This window comes from Actinokineospora inagensis DSM 44258 (genome assembly GCF_000482865.1).
GTDB lineage: Bacteria > Actinomycetota > Actinomycetes > Mycobacteriales > Pseudonocardiaceae > Actinokineospora > Actinokineospora inagensis.
On the sequence record NZ_AXWW01000052.1, the window covers coordinates 22,633 to 38,337 of the forward strand.

The 15,705-nt window shown below is 69.7% G+C and carries 11 protein-coding genes; 5 read left to right on the top strand and 6 right to left on the bottom strand.

The features are described from left to right. The first annotated feature begins 16 nt into the window (after nt 1-16). Nucleotides 17-1,918, top strand: coding sequence for a glycosyltransferase family 39 protein (locus H504_RS0119685; RefSeq protein ID WP_026424166.1), 1,902 nt, complete (start codon nt 17-19; stop codon nt 1,916-1,918). Between the two features lie 49 nt (nt 1,919-1,967). Here H504_RS0119685 and H504_RS36025 read toward each other — a convergent pair whose 3' ends face one another. Together H504_RS36025 and H504_RS0119695 are read right to left on the bottom strand one after the other, a co-directional pair. Beyond that, nucleotides 1,968-2,594, bottom strand: a complete 627-nt coding sequence (locus tag H504_RS36025) for a hypothetical protein (protein WP_051386049.1) — start codon at nt 2,592-2,594, stop codon at nt 1,968-1,970. Between the two features lie 75 nt (nt 2,595-2,669). Beyond that, a complete protein-coding gene (locus H504_RS0119695; RefSeq protein WP_245614369.1) occupies nt 2,670-3,305 on the bottom strand; it encodes a Crp/Fnr family transcriptional regulator in 636 nt (211 codons plus the stop codon). A gap of 1,522 nt (nt 3,306-4,827) precedes the next feature. Here H504_RS0119695 and H504_RS0119700 point away from each other — a divergent pair. Together H504_RS0119700 and H504_RS0119710 are read left to right on the top strand one after the other, a co-directional pair. Further along, nucleotides 4,828-5,529: a Crp/Fnr family transcriptional regulator gene (locus tag H504_RS0119700; protein ID WP_035304992.1), complete on the top strand. Its 702-nt coding sequence runs from the start codon at nt 4,828-4,830 to the stop codon at nt 5,527-5,529. 521 nt (nt 5,530-6,050) lie between these two features. Next, complete coding sequence (locus H504_RS0119710; RefSeq protein WP_245614370.1) at nt 6,051-7,049, top strand: hypothetical protein; 999 nt, start codon at nt 6,051-6,053, stop codon at nt 7,047-7,049. A 46-nt stretch (nt 7,050-7,095) separates the two neighbouring features. Here H504_RS0119710 and H504_RS0119715 read toward each other — a convergent pair whose 3' ends face one another. The 4 genes from H504_RS0119715 to H504_RS0119730 form a co-directional block, all read right to left on the bottom strand. After that, the gene (locus tag H504_RS0119715) at nt 7,096-8,223 is read right to left on the bottom strand and encodes a glycosyltransferase (protein WP_026424170.1); all 1,128 of its coding nucleotides are present in this window, start codon (nt 8,221-8,223) and stop codon (nt 7,096-7,098) included. 121 nt (nt 8,224-8,344) lie between these two features. Then, complete coding sequence (gene idi / locus H504_RS0119720; RefSeq protein ID WP_026424171.1) at nt 8,345-8,926, bottom strand: isopentenyl-diphosphate Delta-isomerase; 582 nt, start codon at nt 8,924-8,926, stop codon at nt 8,345-8,347. Between the two features lie 94 nt (nt 8,927-9,020). Further along, complete coding sequence (argS, locus tag H504_RS0119725) at nt 9,021-10,751, bottom strand: arginine--tRNA ligase (protein WP_026424172.1); 1,731 nt, start codon at nt 10,749-10,751, stop codon at nt 9,021-9,023. A 1,067-nt stretch (nt 10,752-11,818) separates the two neighbouring features. After that, a complete protein-coding gene (locus H504_RS0119730) occupies nt 11,819-13,330 on the bottom strand; it encodes an amino acid permease (protein ID WP_026424173.1) in 1,512 nt (503 codons plus the stop codon). A gap of 215 nt (nt 13,331-13,545) precedes the next feature. Here H504_RS0119730 and H504_RS0119735 point away from each other — a divergent pair, with 215 nt between their 5' ends. Together H504_RS0119735 and H504_RS0119740 are read left to right on the top strand one after the other, a co-directional pair. Next, complete coding sequence (locus H504_RS0119735; protein WP_026424174.1) at nt 13,546-14,904, top strand: glutamine synthetase family protein; 1,359 nt, start codon at nt 13,546-13,548, stop codon at nt 14,902-14,904. After that, nucleotides 14,885-15,616, top strand: coding sequence for a gamma-glutamyl-gamma-aminobutyrate hydrolase family protein (locus H504_RS0119740; protein ID WP_026424175.1), 732 nt, complete (start codon nt 14,885-14,887; stop codon nt 15,614-15,616). The genes H504_RS0119735 and H504_RS0119740 overlap by 20 nt, the downstream gene beginning before the upstream one ends. Nucleotides 15,617-15,705: the final 89 nt, after the last annotated feature.

Here is a 15,705-nt window from a genome sequence, read left to right on the forward strand (position 1 = left end):
AGTTTTGGAGAACCCGATGACCGCCCTGCTTTCGCCCCCGGCGCCCACGCCCACCTCGGCGACCGCGGAACCCAGTCGACTCGCCCGCTTCGCGCGTGGACCTCTTACCCAACCCGCTTTCATCCGCCCGTCCGCGTGGGGACTCCTGTTCGCCACCGCGCTGCTCTACTTCTGGAACCTGACCGCTTCCGGTTATGGCAACGGGTTCTACGCCGCCGCCGTCCAAGCGGGCACGCAGAACTGGAAGGCCTGGATCTTCGGTTCGCTCGACGCGGGCAACACGATCACTGTCGACAAGCCGCCCGCCGCGCTGTGGGTGACAACGGCTTTCACCCGGCTGTTCGGCTTCTCCAGCTTCACCGTCCTCGCCCCGCAGGCCCTGATGGGGGTCGCCGCGGTGGGGTTGCTGTACCTGACCGTCAAGCGCACCAACGGTCCGGTCGCCGGGTTGTTCGCGGGCGCCGTGCTCGCGCTGACGCCGGTCGCGGTGCTGATGTTCCGGTTCAACAACCCGGACGCGCTGCTGGTGCTGCTGCTGGTCGCCGCCGCGTACTGCGTGGTGCGGGCGCTGGAGAAGCCCAAGTGGCTGCTGTGGGCGGGCGCGCTCGTCGGGTTCGCGTTCCTGACCAAGATGATGCAGGCGTTCCTCGTGCTGCCCGGTTTCGCGCTGATGTACTTCGTCGCCGCGCCGTACAACCTGTTGCGCCGGTCGCTGCACCTGCTGGGCGCGGTCGTGACGATGGTCGTCTCGGCAGGGTGGTTCGTCCTGCTGGTCGAGCTGTGGCCCGCGAGCGCCCGCCCGTACATCGGCGGTTCGACCGACAACAGCCTGCTCGAACTCGCCCTCGGCTACAACGGTCTTGGCCGCGTCCTCGGCGGCGAGGGCAACGGCGGCGGTGGCGGTGGTGGTGGTGGCGGCGGGATGAGCGGCAACGTCGGTTTCGGCGGCTCGACCGGCATCACCCGCATGTTCAACTCGTCGTTCGGCGGCGAGATCTCCTGGTTGCTGCCCGCCGCGCTCATCGCGCTCGTCGCCGGTCTGTGGTTCACCCGCCGCGCGCCGCGCACCGACCGGACCCGCGCCGCGCTGCTGATGTGGGGCGGCTGGCTCCTGGTGACCGGCCTGGTGTTCAGCTACATGGGCGGCACCACGCACCCGTACTACTCGATCGCGATGGCGCCCGCGCTGGCCGCCCTGGTCGCCATCGGTGGTCGTGAGCTGTGGCGCGGCCGGTCGGCGTTCGGCCCGCGCGCCTTCCTCGCCGCCATGGTGATGGCGACCGCGGTGTGGGACTTCGTGTTGCTCTCCCGCTCCTCGGACTTCCTGCCCTGGCTGCGGTTCGTGGTCCTGGTCGTCGGCGTGCTCGTGTCGACCTTCCTGGTGGTCGGGTTGCCCACGCTGCGCAGGGCCCTGGCCGTGTTCGTCGCCGCGCTGGTGCTGGCGCTGGGACTGGGCGGCGCCGCTTGGGCCGTGTCCACCGCCGGTCAAGCGCACACCGGGTCCATCCCGACCTCCGGGCCCACCGCCAGTGCGATGGGCGGCGGCTCCGGTCGTTCGTTCGGTGGCGGCGGCATGGAGGGCTCGGCCGATTCGGGGTTGACCGCGCTGCTGTCCGCCACCACCACGAAGTGGGCCGCCGCCATCTCCGGCGCCCAGACCGCGTCCACGCTGGAACTCGAGTCCGGCAAGTCGGTCATCGCCATCGGCGGCTGGAGCGGCACCGACGACGCCCCCACCCTCGACCAGTTCAAGGCGGAGGTCGCGGCGGGCGAGATCCACTACTTCGTCGCCGGTGGCGGTATGGGCGGCATGGGTGGTCGCTCCGGGTCATCGTCGTCCGAGATCGCCACCTGGGTCGCCGCGAACTTCAAGTCCACCACGGTTGGCAACTCCACCGTGTACGACCTGACCGCGTAGCCCCACTTCTCTCGCCCGGGTCGCTCACCGCGTCCCGGGCGAGAGCCGTTTACCGGCAGCACGGCAGGAAACCGTGGGTGAGCAACATGCCGGAGGGCACCGGGACTCGCAGGTACGCGGTCTCGGTGAAGGATTTCACCTGGACCGGCACCGGCACGTACAGCTCGGGGGCGTCGCCGGAGTAGCCGGAGAGGACGGCGTCGGTGTAGGCGCGTTCGGACACGACGGCGGCGAGGCGGGTGGCCGGGCCGGAGCGCGCCAGCAGGGCGCGGACGGGTTCCGCGTCCACCAGGCGGTGCGCTTGGACACGAGCGGCGCCACTCCCGGCGGCGATCGACGTCCCACCGGTCAATGGTCCAACATGGACGGTCGCACGCAGGCGAACGGGATCACCGGAGTGCGCGGCGAGGACGTCTTGCAGCGCGGGCAGAAGCGGGTTGAGCAGCCGGGGGAGGAGACCGGAGCGGACGGCGAGAACCCAGCCGTCGCCGGTGCTCGTGCTCACGGCGGCGCGAGTCCACTCTCGACCAAGTCCGCAATTGTCCATGGCACGCCGCAACAAAACCGGGACGGCACGGGTGAGCGCGGCGTGGTCGCGGCCGTGTCGACCGGCGAAGTCCTTGACGTCGACCACCACAATCGCGCGGTAGGGCGGCAGTTCGGTGTGGCTTGTCACGGCTGGCTCCTTCCGAACGGGACGCCACCACAGGATGCGCACCCCGCGCGGAGTCGACCGTCCGGCGGCGGACGATTAGCGTGCGGGCAACCCGGCGGCCGACGCGAGCGCGCCCGGATCGCCCACGACCAACCGCGGCCCGGCCGCGAGCGCACCACTGCGGCGCAACGCGGCGACCTGCTCGGCGACCGTGCTGCGCGCCATCCCCAGCGCCCGCCCCACCGCCTCCTGCGACAGCGGCACCCGCGGGTCGACCCCATCGGCCACCGCCACCACCTCCAACAGCAGCCGGGCGACCCGAGCGGAACTGCTCAACCGCGCCGACCGCACCTGCTGATCGGCGGCGTCGACCAACTTCGCCCGCAGGTAATCGCGCACAGCCCCGCACGCCCGGTACCTCCCGAGCACGCCGTCGAGAGCAGTGGTCGCCAGCCGATACGCCGTGCACCGTTCCAACGCGACAACCGTGGCCGTACGCGGAATCGACACACTCGGCGCGAGTTCCCCGACCACATCGCCAGAACCCCGCACGGAGAGCACCAACCCGCCGTCGGCCGTGATGAGAACCCGCCCCCGCACGACGGCGAACACATGACCTCCCGGCTCGCCCTCGCGCAGCAACACCCCCGCCCGCGCAAACTCCCGCGGCACCCCGACGGCCAACACCGACGACCACACCGCGGCGCCAACCAGGGCGCGGAAGTTCTGCACACCACCCACATACCGCCCAACCGACCGGCGACGCCGCTCCCCGCCGCGGAATTCCCTCGATCTGAGCACGCCGCACCGCCACGTCAACGCGCACCCCACAGGTTCCCCACAACCACCACCAGCCCAACCCGCGTGTCGCTCCCCCCACACCGAAGATCACCACGCTAGGCCCGGAGCCCACCCACCCGGGGGCCGGGGGCCCATTCCTGAAGGTAGCGCGAATCGCAGGTTGTCAAGGGAGGTGATCGGCTGCCTGTGTATAGCGGTACCGCTTGTGGACAACTGGCCGGAGTCGCCGTTTGGCACGGGATTGCTCTGCTTCCGGTCGTGAGTTCTGTGCTCAGGCCGTAGTCGCTTCGCAGCTCCCTGGTCGCGAGTCTGTCAGTGGATTGTGACCCGCCACAGGTTGACTTCGGTTCTACCCGGGTCCAGGCAGGGGCCCGCCCACCCGGGGGCCGGGGGCCCATTCCTGAACATAGCGCGAATCGCGGGTTGTCAAGGGTGGTGGATGGCTACTTGTGCACAGCCGCAGCACATGTGGACAACTAGGCGAAGTCGCCGCTTGAAACGAGATTGCCCTGCGGCTTCTGGCGGTGAGTTCTGTGCTCCGAACCTGATCGCCTCGCAGGTCTCCGGTCGCGAGGACTGCCGGTGGATCGTGACCCGGCACAGGGTTGACTTTGGCTTCACCCGGGTCCAGGCAGGGGCCCCCCCACCCGGGGGCCGGGGGCCCATTCCTGAACATAGCGCGAATCACGGGCTGTCAAGGGAGGTGATTGGCTGCCTGTGTATAGCGGTACCGCTTGTGGACAACTGGCCAGAGTCGCCGTTGGCACGGGATTGCCCTGCGGCTTCTGGCGGTGGTTTCTGTGCTCAGGACGTGACTGCTTCGCGGCTTCCTGGTCGCGAGTCTGTTGGTGGATCGTGACCCGGCACAGGGTTGACTTTGGCTTCACCCGGGTCCAGGCAGGGGCCCACCCACCCGGGGGCCGGGGGCCCATTCCTGAACATAGCGCGAATCGCGAGCTGTCAAGGGAGGCGGGTGGCTGCTTGTGCATAGCCGGCGCATTTGTGGACAAGTGGGCAGAGCCGCTGGTCGGAACGGTAGATCGTGACCTGCGGTGGCAGGCGACCCACGATCGGGGACCTCGCGCCGGGGGGTTGACTTTGGCTTCACCCGGGTGCACGCAGGGGCCCGCCCACCCGGGGGCCGGGGGCCCATTCCTGAAACTACCGCGACAAGCGTCTTGTCAAGGGGGCGGCGGCCTGACCTGTGGATGGCTCACATGACTGTGGATGACCGGGTCCGTGGACAGAACCTGGTCAACCTGCCCGAGCGGTGAGCCGGTCCGCCCAGCGGCGGATTACCGTCGGTGGTGGCCAACCCGGGCGAGCAGAGAGGAGATCCACCATGGAGACCGAACTACCCGGCTCGTCACCGCGGTGATCGTCCAGCCTCGGTGGCGCACCGTGCGCCCGGCCGCCATGATCACAGGGGTCGGGCGGCGGTGAAGGGTGGCCCATGCGACTTCCCAGTGACCTGGTGGCCGAGTCCCTGATGGCCTACCTGACCGAGGAAGACCGCGCGCACGTGGTCGGCCTGGGCCCGCACCGGGTCTTCGGCGCCGGTGAGACGCTGCTGCGCCAGGGCGACCCGACCGACCACGTGTTGGTCCTGCTGCACGGCTGGACCCGGGTGCTGTCCCGCCGCGCGGACGGCCAGACCGTGTTGATCGCCTTCCGCGGTCCCGGCGACGTCCTCGGTGATCTCGCCGCCCTGCACGGGTGGGTTCGCACGGCCGACGTGGAGAGCCTGGACGAGGTGACCGCGGTGCAGTTGCGCGCGCAGGAGTTCGGCGCGCTGCTCGACCAGCGCCCGTCGGTCGCCCTCGCGATGATCAAACAGTTGGCGTCCCGGTTGCGCGAGGCGGAGAACGCCCGCGCCGACTTCGCCACCATGCACGTCACCGAGCGGGTCGCGACCTACCTGCTGTGGCTCTCCCGCACCTACGGCGTGCGGACCGACACCGGCGTCGCGCTGCGTGTCCCGTTCACCCAGCAGGATGTCGCCAACCGGGTGGGCGCCTCGCTGCGGGCGGTGGCCAGGGCGTTCGCCGTGCTGCGCGACCGCGGCATCGTCATCAACACCCGCAGGCAGACCGTGATCGCCCGACCGGACGTGCTGCGCGCCTTCGTCCGCGACATGCCAAATGGCATGGACTGAGCGCGCCAAACGTCATCGCGGCGCCGTTGTCCCAGGGGCATCCTTGATCCTGCGAGCGGGAGATCCTGGGAGGGGATCGGGATGAGGATGTTGATGACGGTCGGCTCGGTCGCGCGGATCGGTTTCTGGCTTTTCCTTGCCGGGCTCGGTTCCGGCATGTTGCTGGTGCTCGGGCTCTGACCCGGTCCGCACGAGGGTAAATCCGCTGTTCGACTCGGGCTGGAGGCTGCCCGAAATCCGGAGGAGGTGTGTCGCGCCATGGAGAGCCACTTGGTCGGTTGGCTGCACGCGTTGTTGCTGGTGTGAGCGGCGCTCGCCGGGCTGCCGGGGAACCCGGCGAGCGCCCACTGAGCGGGGGGACAAGGGGGTGGTGTCCGGTCCGGGGTGAATAGCCCCGGGCCGGGCGCCCTTTTTCCGGCCTGCCATGGTGTCCGGTATTTGTCCGGTGACGCCGGGTCGGGCTGGATTTGTCACTGGTAACGGGGTGCGGCACCCTGCGATCCTGGGATGGAGGAACAACCGTGCGCGCGCGGAAGGCTGGTGGCCGGGTGGGAGTCGAGATCGCCGATGTCGTCGCCGAGTTGAAGGAGATCCGGCGGGGCCGGGGCGTCCGCTCCGACGACCTGCACAGCCGGGTCGGCCCGGCGCTGCGGATGGCCTGCGGGATAACCGGTTTGGACGACCCGGCCCTGGTCCGGCGCAAGCTGGTGCTGAAGTTGACGCACCTGGGCGCCCGGCTGCCGTCGGATCTGAACCTGGCCGCCGACGCCGCCCTCGGCCTGCACAAGGAGGCCGACGGCGGCTTCCTCGACCAGCGGATCGACTGGCTGGCCACCCGGTTCGACCGCGACCCGCGCACCGCCCGCCGCCGGGTGGACAGCGCGTTCCAACTGCTGGCCGAACTGCTCTACGACGCCGGAATGCGCGACCAGCGCTCCGGCTCGTATTCCCCGGACGGGTGGTATGTCGAATCCCTGCGCGCCGCGCTGCGATTGGACCTGGATGTCCCGACGCTGACCGAGCAACGCCAGATCGTGGCCGCTGTGGACGAGTTGGACGAACTGGTCCTGTCCTTCAGCGCGCCGCGCGACCAGGCGATGCCACCGGACGGCCCGGAAATCCGTGCGGAAATCGCGTATGGCGGCGAGATCGTCGAGGAACAGCGGGTTTCGTCCAGCCACACCCGGTTCATCGTGCGATTGCCGAGCCCGTTGAGCCTGGGCCAACGCCACGATTACAGCATCAAGTTCACGGCTTATCCGCGTTCCTGGATGCGCCCCTACTACGTTTTCACCCCGCTGCGCCGCTGCGAGGAGTTCACCGTCCGGGTCCGGTTCGACCCGGCGACGCCACCGGACTCCGTGTGGCGGGTGAACGGGCTGCCCGCCAAGGCCTACGAGGACTTCGAACCCGGCGACGACCAGCTCACCATCGACCGGGTCGGCGACATCGCCCTGGAGTTCCACGACCTGCAACAGGGCCTCAGCTACGGCCTGCAATGGCGCAACCGCACGGACTGACCCGGGGTGGTTGACCACTCGGAGCGAGCGGTCAACCACCATCGGGCTAAGCCCATTCGGGTAGGCGCGCGGCGATGTCCGCGGGGCTCGGCATGTCCGCGATCTCGTCCGCCAGGGTCGCGACGGCCTTGGCGATGGCCTCGTCGGTGAGCAGGGCGCTCGCGGTCTCGGTGATGGCGTCCGGGTTGACGTCGTCGCCGAGGAGCTGTCGGGCGGCGCCCGCGCCGGTGAACGTCTCGGCGTTGTCGAACTGGTCGGCGCCCTGGGGCAGGAACAGTTGCGGGACGCCCGCGGCGGCGGAACCCAGCGTGGTGCCGGAGCCGCCGTGGTGCACGACGAGGTCCACGTGTGGCAGCAGTTCGGCCTGCGGGACCCACGGCTGCACGGTGACGTTCGACGGCGGGTCGCCCAGGTCGGCCAGGGACACCGTCGGTCCGGCCGCGACGAGGACGCGGTGGCCGGTGGCGGCGAGGCCCTGGATGGCGGCGGTCAGCACCCGCGGGTTGCCGAACGCGGTGCCGAGGGTCAGGTAGATCAGCTTGTCCGGGTGGTCGGCCACCCAGTCCGGCAGCGCGCCGCCCTCGGCGAACGGCACCGGCCGCAGCGGGACCCGGTCCAGGAGCGGTCCGCCCGCGACGGGCTCGACCAGTGACGCCGGGTAGATGTCCAGGTACGGGTCGGTGAAGCCGAAGTCGACCTCTTGCTCGGCGAGCAGCGGCGGCAGGAACTCGCCCAGCGCCTCGACCAGCGCGGTCCCCTTGGTGATGCCGTGGCTGACGGCGGGCACGCCCTCCAGTCGCGCGGTGATCCCGCCGCCGAACGCGGCCGACTCGTACACGACCAGGTCGAACCGCCGGGCGGCGACGACCGGCCGCAGGTCGGCGATCGTCTGCCGCGGCATGACCTCACCGAACACGCGGCGCGCGATGGCCGACGACTCCTCCTTGTCGAACTGGCTGGCCGAGCGGACCTCGGTGCCCGCGGCGGTGGCGAACGCGGCGCGCATGTCGCCGCCCGCGCGGATGAACTCGAACCCCAGTTTCTCCAGCGTGGGCTGGAAGTTGTCCCAGGTGGCGTAGCTGATCTCGTGGCCCGCCTGCTTGGCGGCGATGGCCAGCGGCAGCAGCGGGTAGGTGTGCCCGTGCGCGGGCAGGCTGTTGAAGAGGATCTTCACAATTCCACGGTAGGCAATTTCGGCCCGCCGTGGGATGTGATTCGCGTGCATTGCGGCATATCGGTGAGAGATCAGCCGAAAAAGAGGCAATTCGTGCGCCGGGGCTGGACAACCGCCGAGATCAGTGGGCAACGGGCGGCAGGTGAGCCGGGTCACCCACCGGCCAGTCCACCGGGTCGCCCAGCGGGATCAGGTCGGTGAGCTGCAGGACCGACCACGGCGACAGGTCCAGCGCGCCCGAGCTGATCTCGTCGAGCAGCGTGGTCCACGCCACCCACCGAATACTGTCCACCTCGTCCGGATTGGGGTCCGGTTCGGTGTCGACGACCACCCGGTACACCGGGCACATCTCGTTCTCCACGATTCCGTCCGGCATGGTCGCGCGGTAGCGGAACGCGGGCAGGACCAAGTCGAGTTTGTGCGGTCCGGGCAGGCCGAGTTCGTCGGTCAACCGGCGGCCGACCGCGTCGGCGACGGGTTCGCCGGGCAGCGGGTGCCCGCAGCACGAGTTCGTCCACACACCCGGCCAGGTCTTCTTGGTCAGGGCGCGGCGGGTCAGCAGGAACCGACCAGCGCCGTCGAACACGTAGCTGGAGAACGCCAGGTGCAGCGGAGTGCTGTCGTGGTGGACCGCGTACTTGTCCGCCGTGCCGACCTGGTTGCCCGCGTCGTCGAGGAGGACGACCTGTTCGCCGATTGTCACCCGGCCACCATGCCGCCGCCCTCCGGCCGGGGCAACCCGTCCGCGCGACGCAACCCGGTCGCGGCGCCCGGTCCAACCGGACAGGGCAACCCGGTCACAGTTCGTGCGGTGCCTCGATGCCGAGCAGGCCGAGCCCGAGGGTGAGCGCGTCTGAGGTGACCTTGGTGAGCACCAGCCGCGACGCGCGGACCTCGGGGGCGACGTCGGCCCGCAGGATCGGGCAGTTGTCGTAGAACGTGGTGAAGGTGGACGCCAGGTCGTAGAGGTACCCGGTGACCTTGTGCGGCGCGTAGCCCTCGACGGCGGTGGCGATCGCGGCGGGCAGTTGCAGCAGCCGCAACATCAGCGCCCGCTCGGCGGGGGCCGTCACCAGCACGTCGCCACCGGGGGCGGTCTCGGCCTTGCGCAGCACCGACTGGCACCGGGCGTTGGCGTACTGCAGGTAGACCGACGTGTTGCCCTCCTTGGCCAGCATCCGCGACCAGGTGAACACGTAGTCCTTCTCGCGGTCGTTGGACAGGTCGGCGTACTTGACCGCGCCGATGCCCACCGCGCGCGCCACCTCCGCCTGCCGATCGGCGTCCAAAGAGGACCGCTCGGCGACGGTTTTCGCGGCCTGCTCAACGGCTTCGGCCAACAGCTCGGCCAGTTTCACCGACCCGCCCGCCCTGGTCCGGATGGTCTTGCCGTCCTCGCCGAGGATGGTGCCGAATCCGATGTGGACGGCCGTCTGCTCGTCGGTGAGGTACCCGGCCTGCCGGGACGCCGCGAAGACCATCTGGAAGTGCTGGGCCTGCGGGGTGCCGACCGCGTAGAGCAGGTCGGTCATGCCGCGCTCGATGGCCCAGTACCGGGTGGTCGCCATGTCGGTCGCCGCGTACCCGTAGCCGCCGTCGCTCTTGCGCACGATCAGCGGCAGCGGCTCGCCCTCCCGGTTGGTGAACCCGGGCGGGAACACGCACACCGCGCCGTCGCTGATCTCGGTGAGACCCTTCTCGGTGAGCTCGTCGATCACCGTGTCCAGGTACGGGTTGTAGAAGCTCTCGCCGTAGACGTCCGCCGGGGCCAGTTCGATCCCCAACACCGCGTACACCTGCTGGAAGTGCCGGGTCGACTCGTCCACCAGCGCCCGCCACAACGTGAGGGTCTGCTCGTCGCCGCCCTGCAGCGCCACCACCCGCGCCCGCGCCCGGTCCACGAACCCCGGATCGGCGTCGAACTTGCGCCGCGCCTCCTGGTAGAACCGGTTCAGGTCACTGATCTCCGCGTCGACCGCGTGCCCCTCGTCGAGCAGGTGCTCGATCAACATCCCGAACGGCGTACCCCAGTCCCCCAGGTGGTTGTGCGGCGTCACCTCGTGCCCGCTGAACCGCAGCAGCCGCAGCACCGCGTCCCCGATGATCGTCGACCGCACGTGCCCGATGTGCATCTCCTTGGCCACGTTCGGACTCGAGTAGTCCAACGCGAACCGCCTCGGCTCCGCGACGACCGGCACCCCGAGCCGCGCGTCCCCCAACAGCCCGCCGACCCGCGCGGCCAACCACTCGTCCCGCAACCGCAGGTTGATGAACCCCGGCCCGGCCACCTCCGGCGCCTCAACCATGTCCGCCGAGTCCAAGTGATCCACAATCACCTGGGCCACCTCCCGCGGCGCCTTCCCCACCCGCTTCGCCAGGCTCATGGCGGCGTTGCACTGGTAGTCAACACCTTCACGCGCAGACGGACGAATGACGGCGTCCACCGGAGCTACCTCAAGGCCCAGCCCGCGCCGCAACGCCCCGGCCACCCGCGTCCCCAGCTCCAGCCCGACATCCCCGTGCGCCACCCTGGCACCTCCTCACCGTCACCCCCCACTATCCCAGCCCCACGCACCCCCTTTACCGCCCACCCTCACCCCCACCCCACCCACCGCCGCCCCCGTCCACCCCACACGTCCCGGTGAACCCACCCCCACCCACTTGCCAAGCCACCCCCACCCCCCTACGGGCGGCCCCCACCCTCCCGGGGGCAGCCCTCGATGCCAGTCTACTGGCGGGGTCTGTCAAAAGATCTTGGACGATGGAGCGGAGGGGGCCTCCTGTGGATAACTTCTGTCGCTGGGACGGGTGAACTCGGAGAGGGGGATGTGGTGGTGACCTGGGGATGTGTGGCAGGTGGCTACCTGGCGGTTGGGCGTGAGCTGAGGTCGGGTGGCGACTCCGCTCGGCTTCGATCACAGGAGTCGTCGACGCGGGCGGTGCCCACTCGGGAGGCCTGTTTGGCCTTGGCGACACGACCAGGAATCCGCCGCGGAACCCGCTCGGTCGAACCAGGACAGCTCGAACCAGGACAGCTCGAACCAGGACAGCTCGAACCAGGACAGCTCGAACCAGGACAGCTCGACCCAGGACAGCTCGACCCAACGGACCGGCTTGGCCTGAACTGGACTGTCTGGCCTGGCTCGACCTGACCGCGGGCAGGCTGGAGGCTGCCCGAACCGACTGGATCCAGACCGCGACATGCCCGAACCGGTTCCGACCACAGGCCAACTCGGCGCCACCAGGCTGCTCGGTTCGCTTCTCAACCGGACCGGCTCCAGGAGAGGTGGCAGTGGGGGCCACGGACCCGTGCGGTGGGCCGTGGCCCCCACGCCAATGGGAGCCCCGTGATTGGGACAGGCTCCAGGAGGGCTGGCTGGGGGAGGGCGCGGCGGTGGGGGTGGGCCACCGCCGTCGCCGGGTGTTCCCCTGGGGCGGGGGAGGCGCTCGGTGCAGGGTCTCCGGGTTGTCCAGCCCTCGTTGGAGTTCGCCGGATGGTTGAGCGGGGTTCTCCTTGCCGCGTGGAACGTTGTCAGTATTTGTTAACCGGCGTGAACGCGGCAAGACGGTGGGTGGGGTTCCCGTTTCCCAGATCTCACCGCAGATCCCGTTCGACGGCGGCGAGCTCGGCCTCGGTGCCCTGCACTTTGGGGCCGGTGAACCACTTGCGGGCGGACAGCACCCACCACAGCGCGGCCCCGCCGAGGACGACCAGGAACGCGACCGGTGTGTAGTTCACCGACTCCCAGGTGACCGGGTACACCTGCGGCAGCATGAAAAGCACGAAGATGAACCCGACCCAGACCACCGCGATCATCCCAAGTGGACGGCCCCAGCGGCCGAGGTGCCACGGGCCGCGTTCGAAGGCGTCGCCCGCGCGGACGCGCAAGTAGATCGGGATCACGTAGGCCGTGTACAGGCCGACGACGGCGATCGATGTCACAGCGGCGTACGCGGTGTAGCTCCACAGGTAGGGCACCGCGAGCAGGAACGCTCCCACCACCGCCAGCCACACGGAGTTCGTCGGTGTGCGGGTGCGCTTGTTGATCCGGTGCCACCAGCGCGACCCGGGGATGGCACCGTCGCGGGCGAACGCGTAGATCATCCGGGAGTTGCCGGTGACCGCCGCCATCCCACAGAACAGTTGGGCACCAACGCAAATCAGCAACAGCAACTTGCCGGTGCCGACCCCCACCGCGTCGATGAACACCTGTGCGGGTGGCACCCCGGTTGACGAGTCCAGTTCGCCGCCGTAGTCCTGGATCGCGAAAGTGACGCCGATCAGCAGGACCCAGCCCGCCGCCAGCGACACCAGGATCGAGGTGACAATCCCTCGCGGACCGGCGGTCGCCGCCCCGCGCGTCTCCTCGGTCATGTGCGCCGAGGCGTCGTACCCGGTCAGCGTGTACTGGGCCAGCAGCAGTCCCAAGAGGAACACGTAGACCGGGGTCTGCCAGCCCGTCCGGTCGACGAACTCGCCGAACACGAACGACGCGCTCTGGTGGTGGTCCGGCACAATCGCCAACACGCCAACGATTATCAGCACCCCGAACAGGTGCCACCACACGCTGATGTTGTTGAGGATGGCGACCAGCCGCACGCCGAAGGTGTTCAACAACCCGTGCACCACAAGGATGATCGCGAGCAGCAGGACCGTGTGCGGTGGGGTGGCGGCGAACCCGAACTGCAGGTCGAGGAAGGCGTTGAGGAACTGCGCCGCGCCGAAGTCGATGCCCGCGGTGACCGCCACCTGGCCGACCAGGTTGAACCACCCGGTGAACCAGGCCCACGCGGGCGCGTTGCGGCGGGCCAGTTTCGCCGCCCAGTAGTACAGGCCACCCGCGGTCGGGTAGCTGGAGCAGACCTCGGCCATGCCGAGGCCGACCACGACGACGAACAACCCGACGACCGGCCAGCCCCAGATCATGGTGGCCGGTCCGCCGGTCTTCATGCCGAACCCGTAGAGGGTCAGGCAGCCGGACAGGATCGAGATGATGGTGAACGACACGGCGAAGTTGCTGAACCCGGACAGCGACCGGCGCAGTTCCTGGGCGTACCCGAGTGCGTGCAGCCGAGCCTCGTCGGCCGTGGACCCGCCATCGGACATGCGACCTCCAATGGTGTTAACCCGCTCCATTGACGGACCCACAAGTGTGATCCCGGTCATGCCGGCCGGTCAAGGTCCGGCTCCGCGCGGCCGGAACTGTCGAATTCGGGCAACATCCGGTGACCAAATGGGCGGTTGCGCCGGGCGGCCCGCGCTGTCAGCATGCTGTGGACACGGCGCCAATGGTCCACGTCTGATCCTTTTCAGGAGGTCGCGTGCGCGACACCGCCCTGCCGCTCGCGCGGCTGCGTGAGCTGGTCGAGGCGGGTCGGGTGGACACCGTCCTGGTCGCCATGGTCGACATGCAGGGCAGGCTGCAGGGCAAGCGCGTCACCGCCCGGTTCTTCCTGGACGAGGTCGTCGACCACGCCACCGAGGCGTGCGACTACCTGCTCGCCGTCGACGTGGAGATGAACACCGTTGCCGGGTACCGGAATTCCTCCTGGGAACGCGGCTACGGCGACATCGTGCTGCGCCCGGACCTGCGCACGCTGCGGCTGCTCCCGTGGTACGAGGGCACCGCGTTGGTCCTCGCCGACGTCGAGTCGACCACCGGTGAACCGGTCACCGTCTCGCCGCGCCAGGTCCTGCGCCGCCAACTCGACCGGCTCGCCGAGCGCGGCCTGACCGCGTACGTCGGCACCGAGCTGGAATTCCTGCTGTTCGAGGACACCTACGAGCAGGCGTGGCGCGCGGGCTACCGCGGGCTGACCCCGGCCAACCAGTACAATGTGGACTATTCGCTGCTCGGTACCGGCCGGGTCGAGCCGGTGCTGCGCGCCATCCGGCTCGGCATGGACGGCGCCGGGATGTACGTCGAGTCGGCCAAGGGCGAGTGCAACCCCGGTCAGCACGAGATCGCCTTCCGCTACGACGAGGCGCTCGCGACCTGCGACAACCACAGCGTCTACAAGACCGGCGCCAAGGAGATCGCGGCCGCGCACGGGCACAGCCTGACCTTCATGGCCAAGTACGACCAGCGCGAGGGCAACTCCTGCCACATCCACCTGAGCCTGCGCGACGCCGACGGCACCCCGGTGATGGCTGGCGACGGCGAGCACGGCTTCTCCCCGCTGATGCGGCACTTCATCGCCGGCCAGCTCGCGTACCTGCGGGAGCTGACCTGCCTCTGCGCGCCGAACGTCAACTCCTACAAGCGTTTCGCGGACGGCTCGTTCGCGCCGACCGTGCTGGCGTGGGGTGTGGACAACCGGACGTGCGCGCTGCGGGTCGTCGGGCACGGCGCGTCGCTGCGGGTGGAGAACCGGATCCCGGGCGGCGATGTCAACCCGTACCTGGCGGTGTCCGCGATGCTGGTCGCCGGTCTGCGCGGAGTGGACGAGGAGCTGCCGCTGGAGGACGCTGTCACCGGCAACGCCTACACCCTGGCGCGGCCCCGCGTCCCGGGCACGTTGCGCGCGGCGGCGGAGCTGCTGGCCACCAGCGAGGTCGCGGTGGTCGAGTTCGGCGCCGACGTGGTCGACCACTACCGCAACGCGGCCGAGGTCGAGCTGCGGGCCTTCGACGCGGCCGTCACCGACTGGGAGCGGGTGCGTGGCTTCGAACGGCTCTGACCGACCACCGGTCATCGGGATCACGACGTACCTGGAGCAGGCCACCTTCGGCATCTGGGAGACCGAGGCGGCGGTGCTGCACCGCGACTACCTGGACTCGGTTCGGGCGGCGGGCGGCAACCCGGTGCTGCTGTCCCCGGTCGGCGACTGGCGGGTGGCGACCCTGGACTGGCTCGACGGCTTGGTCCTCGCGGGCGGCGCCGACGTCGACCCGTGCCGCTACGGCCAACCCCCGCACCCGACGACGGGCACCCCGCAGCCCCTGCGCGACGCCGCCGAGTTCGCCCTGTTCGCCGCCGCCTACGAGATGGACCTTCCCCTGTTGGCGGTGTGTCGCGGGTTGCACGTGATGAACGTGGCCCTCGGCGGCACCCTGCACCAGCACACACCGGAGGTCGTGGGTACCAACGACCACCTCCCGCACGTGGCCTCGTTCGGCAAGACGGAGCTGTCGGTCTCGCCGAGTTCCCTGCTGGGCGGGATCTTGGGCGAGTCGGTGTCCGCGCTGTGCCACCACCACCAATCGGTAGACCGGTTGGCTGACGGGTTGCAGGTTGTCGCACACGCCCAGGACGGCACGGTCGAGGCACTGGAGTTGCCGTCCCGCCGCTTCTTCGTGGCGATGCAGTCCCACCCCGAACAGAACGCCGACGACGTGCGGCTGTTCGCCGCCCTGGTCCGGGCGGCGGCCGAGCGGAGAGGTGACCGGTGACGGGGCGCTCCGATCGGTGGCCGGTGAGTGGGCGACGTGGTTTTGGCTGGTCCGGTGCCGGTGGCGGGCGATCCAGGCCGGCCAACGGG

Excerpts from the sequence above, each read along its gene's own strand:
- H504_RS0119685 (WP_026424166.1), top strand. The coding sequence starts at position 17 with ATGACCGCCCTGCTTTCGCCCCCGGCGCCCACGCCCACCTCGGCGACC.
- H504_RS0119700 (WP_035304992.1), top strand. The coding sequence starts at position 4,828 with ATGCGACTTCCCAGTGACCTGGTGGCCGAGTCCCTGATGGCCTACCTG.
- H504_RS0119730 (WP_026424173.1), bottom strand. The coding sequence starts at position 13,330 with ATGTCCGATGGCGGGTCCACGGCCGACGAGGCTCGGCTGCACGCACTC.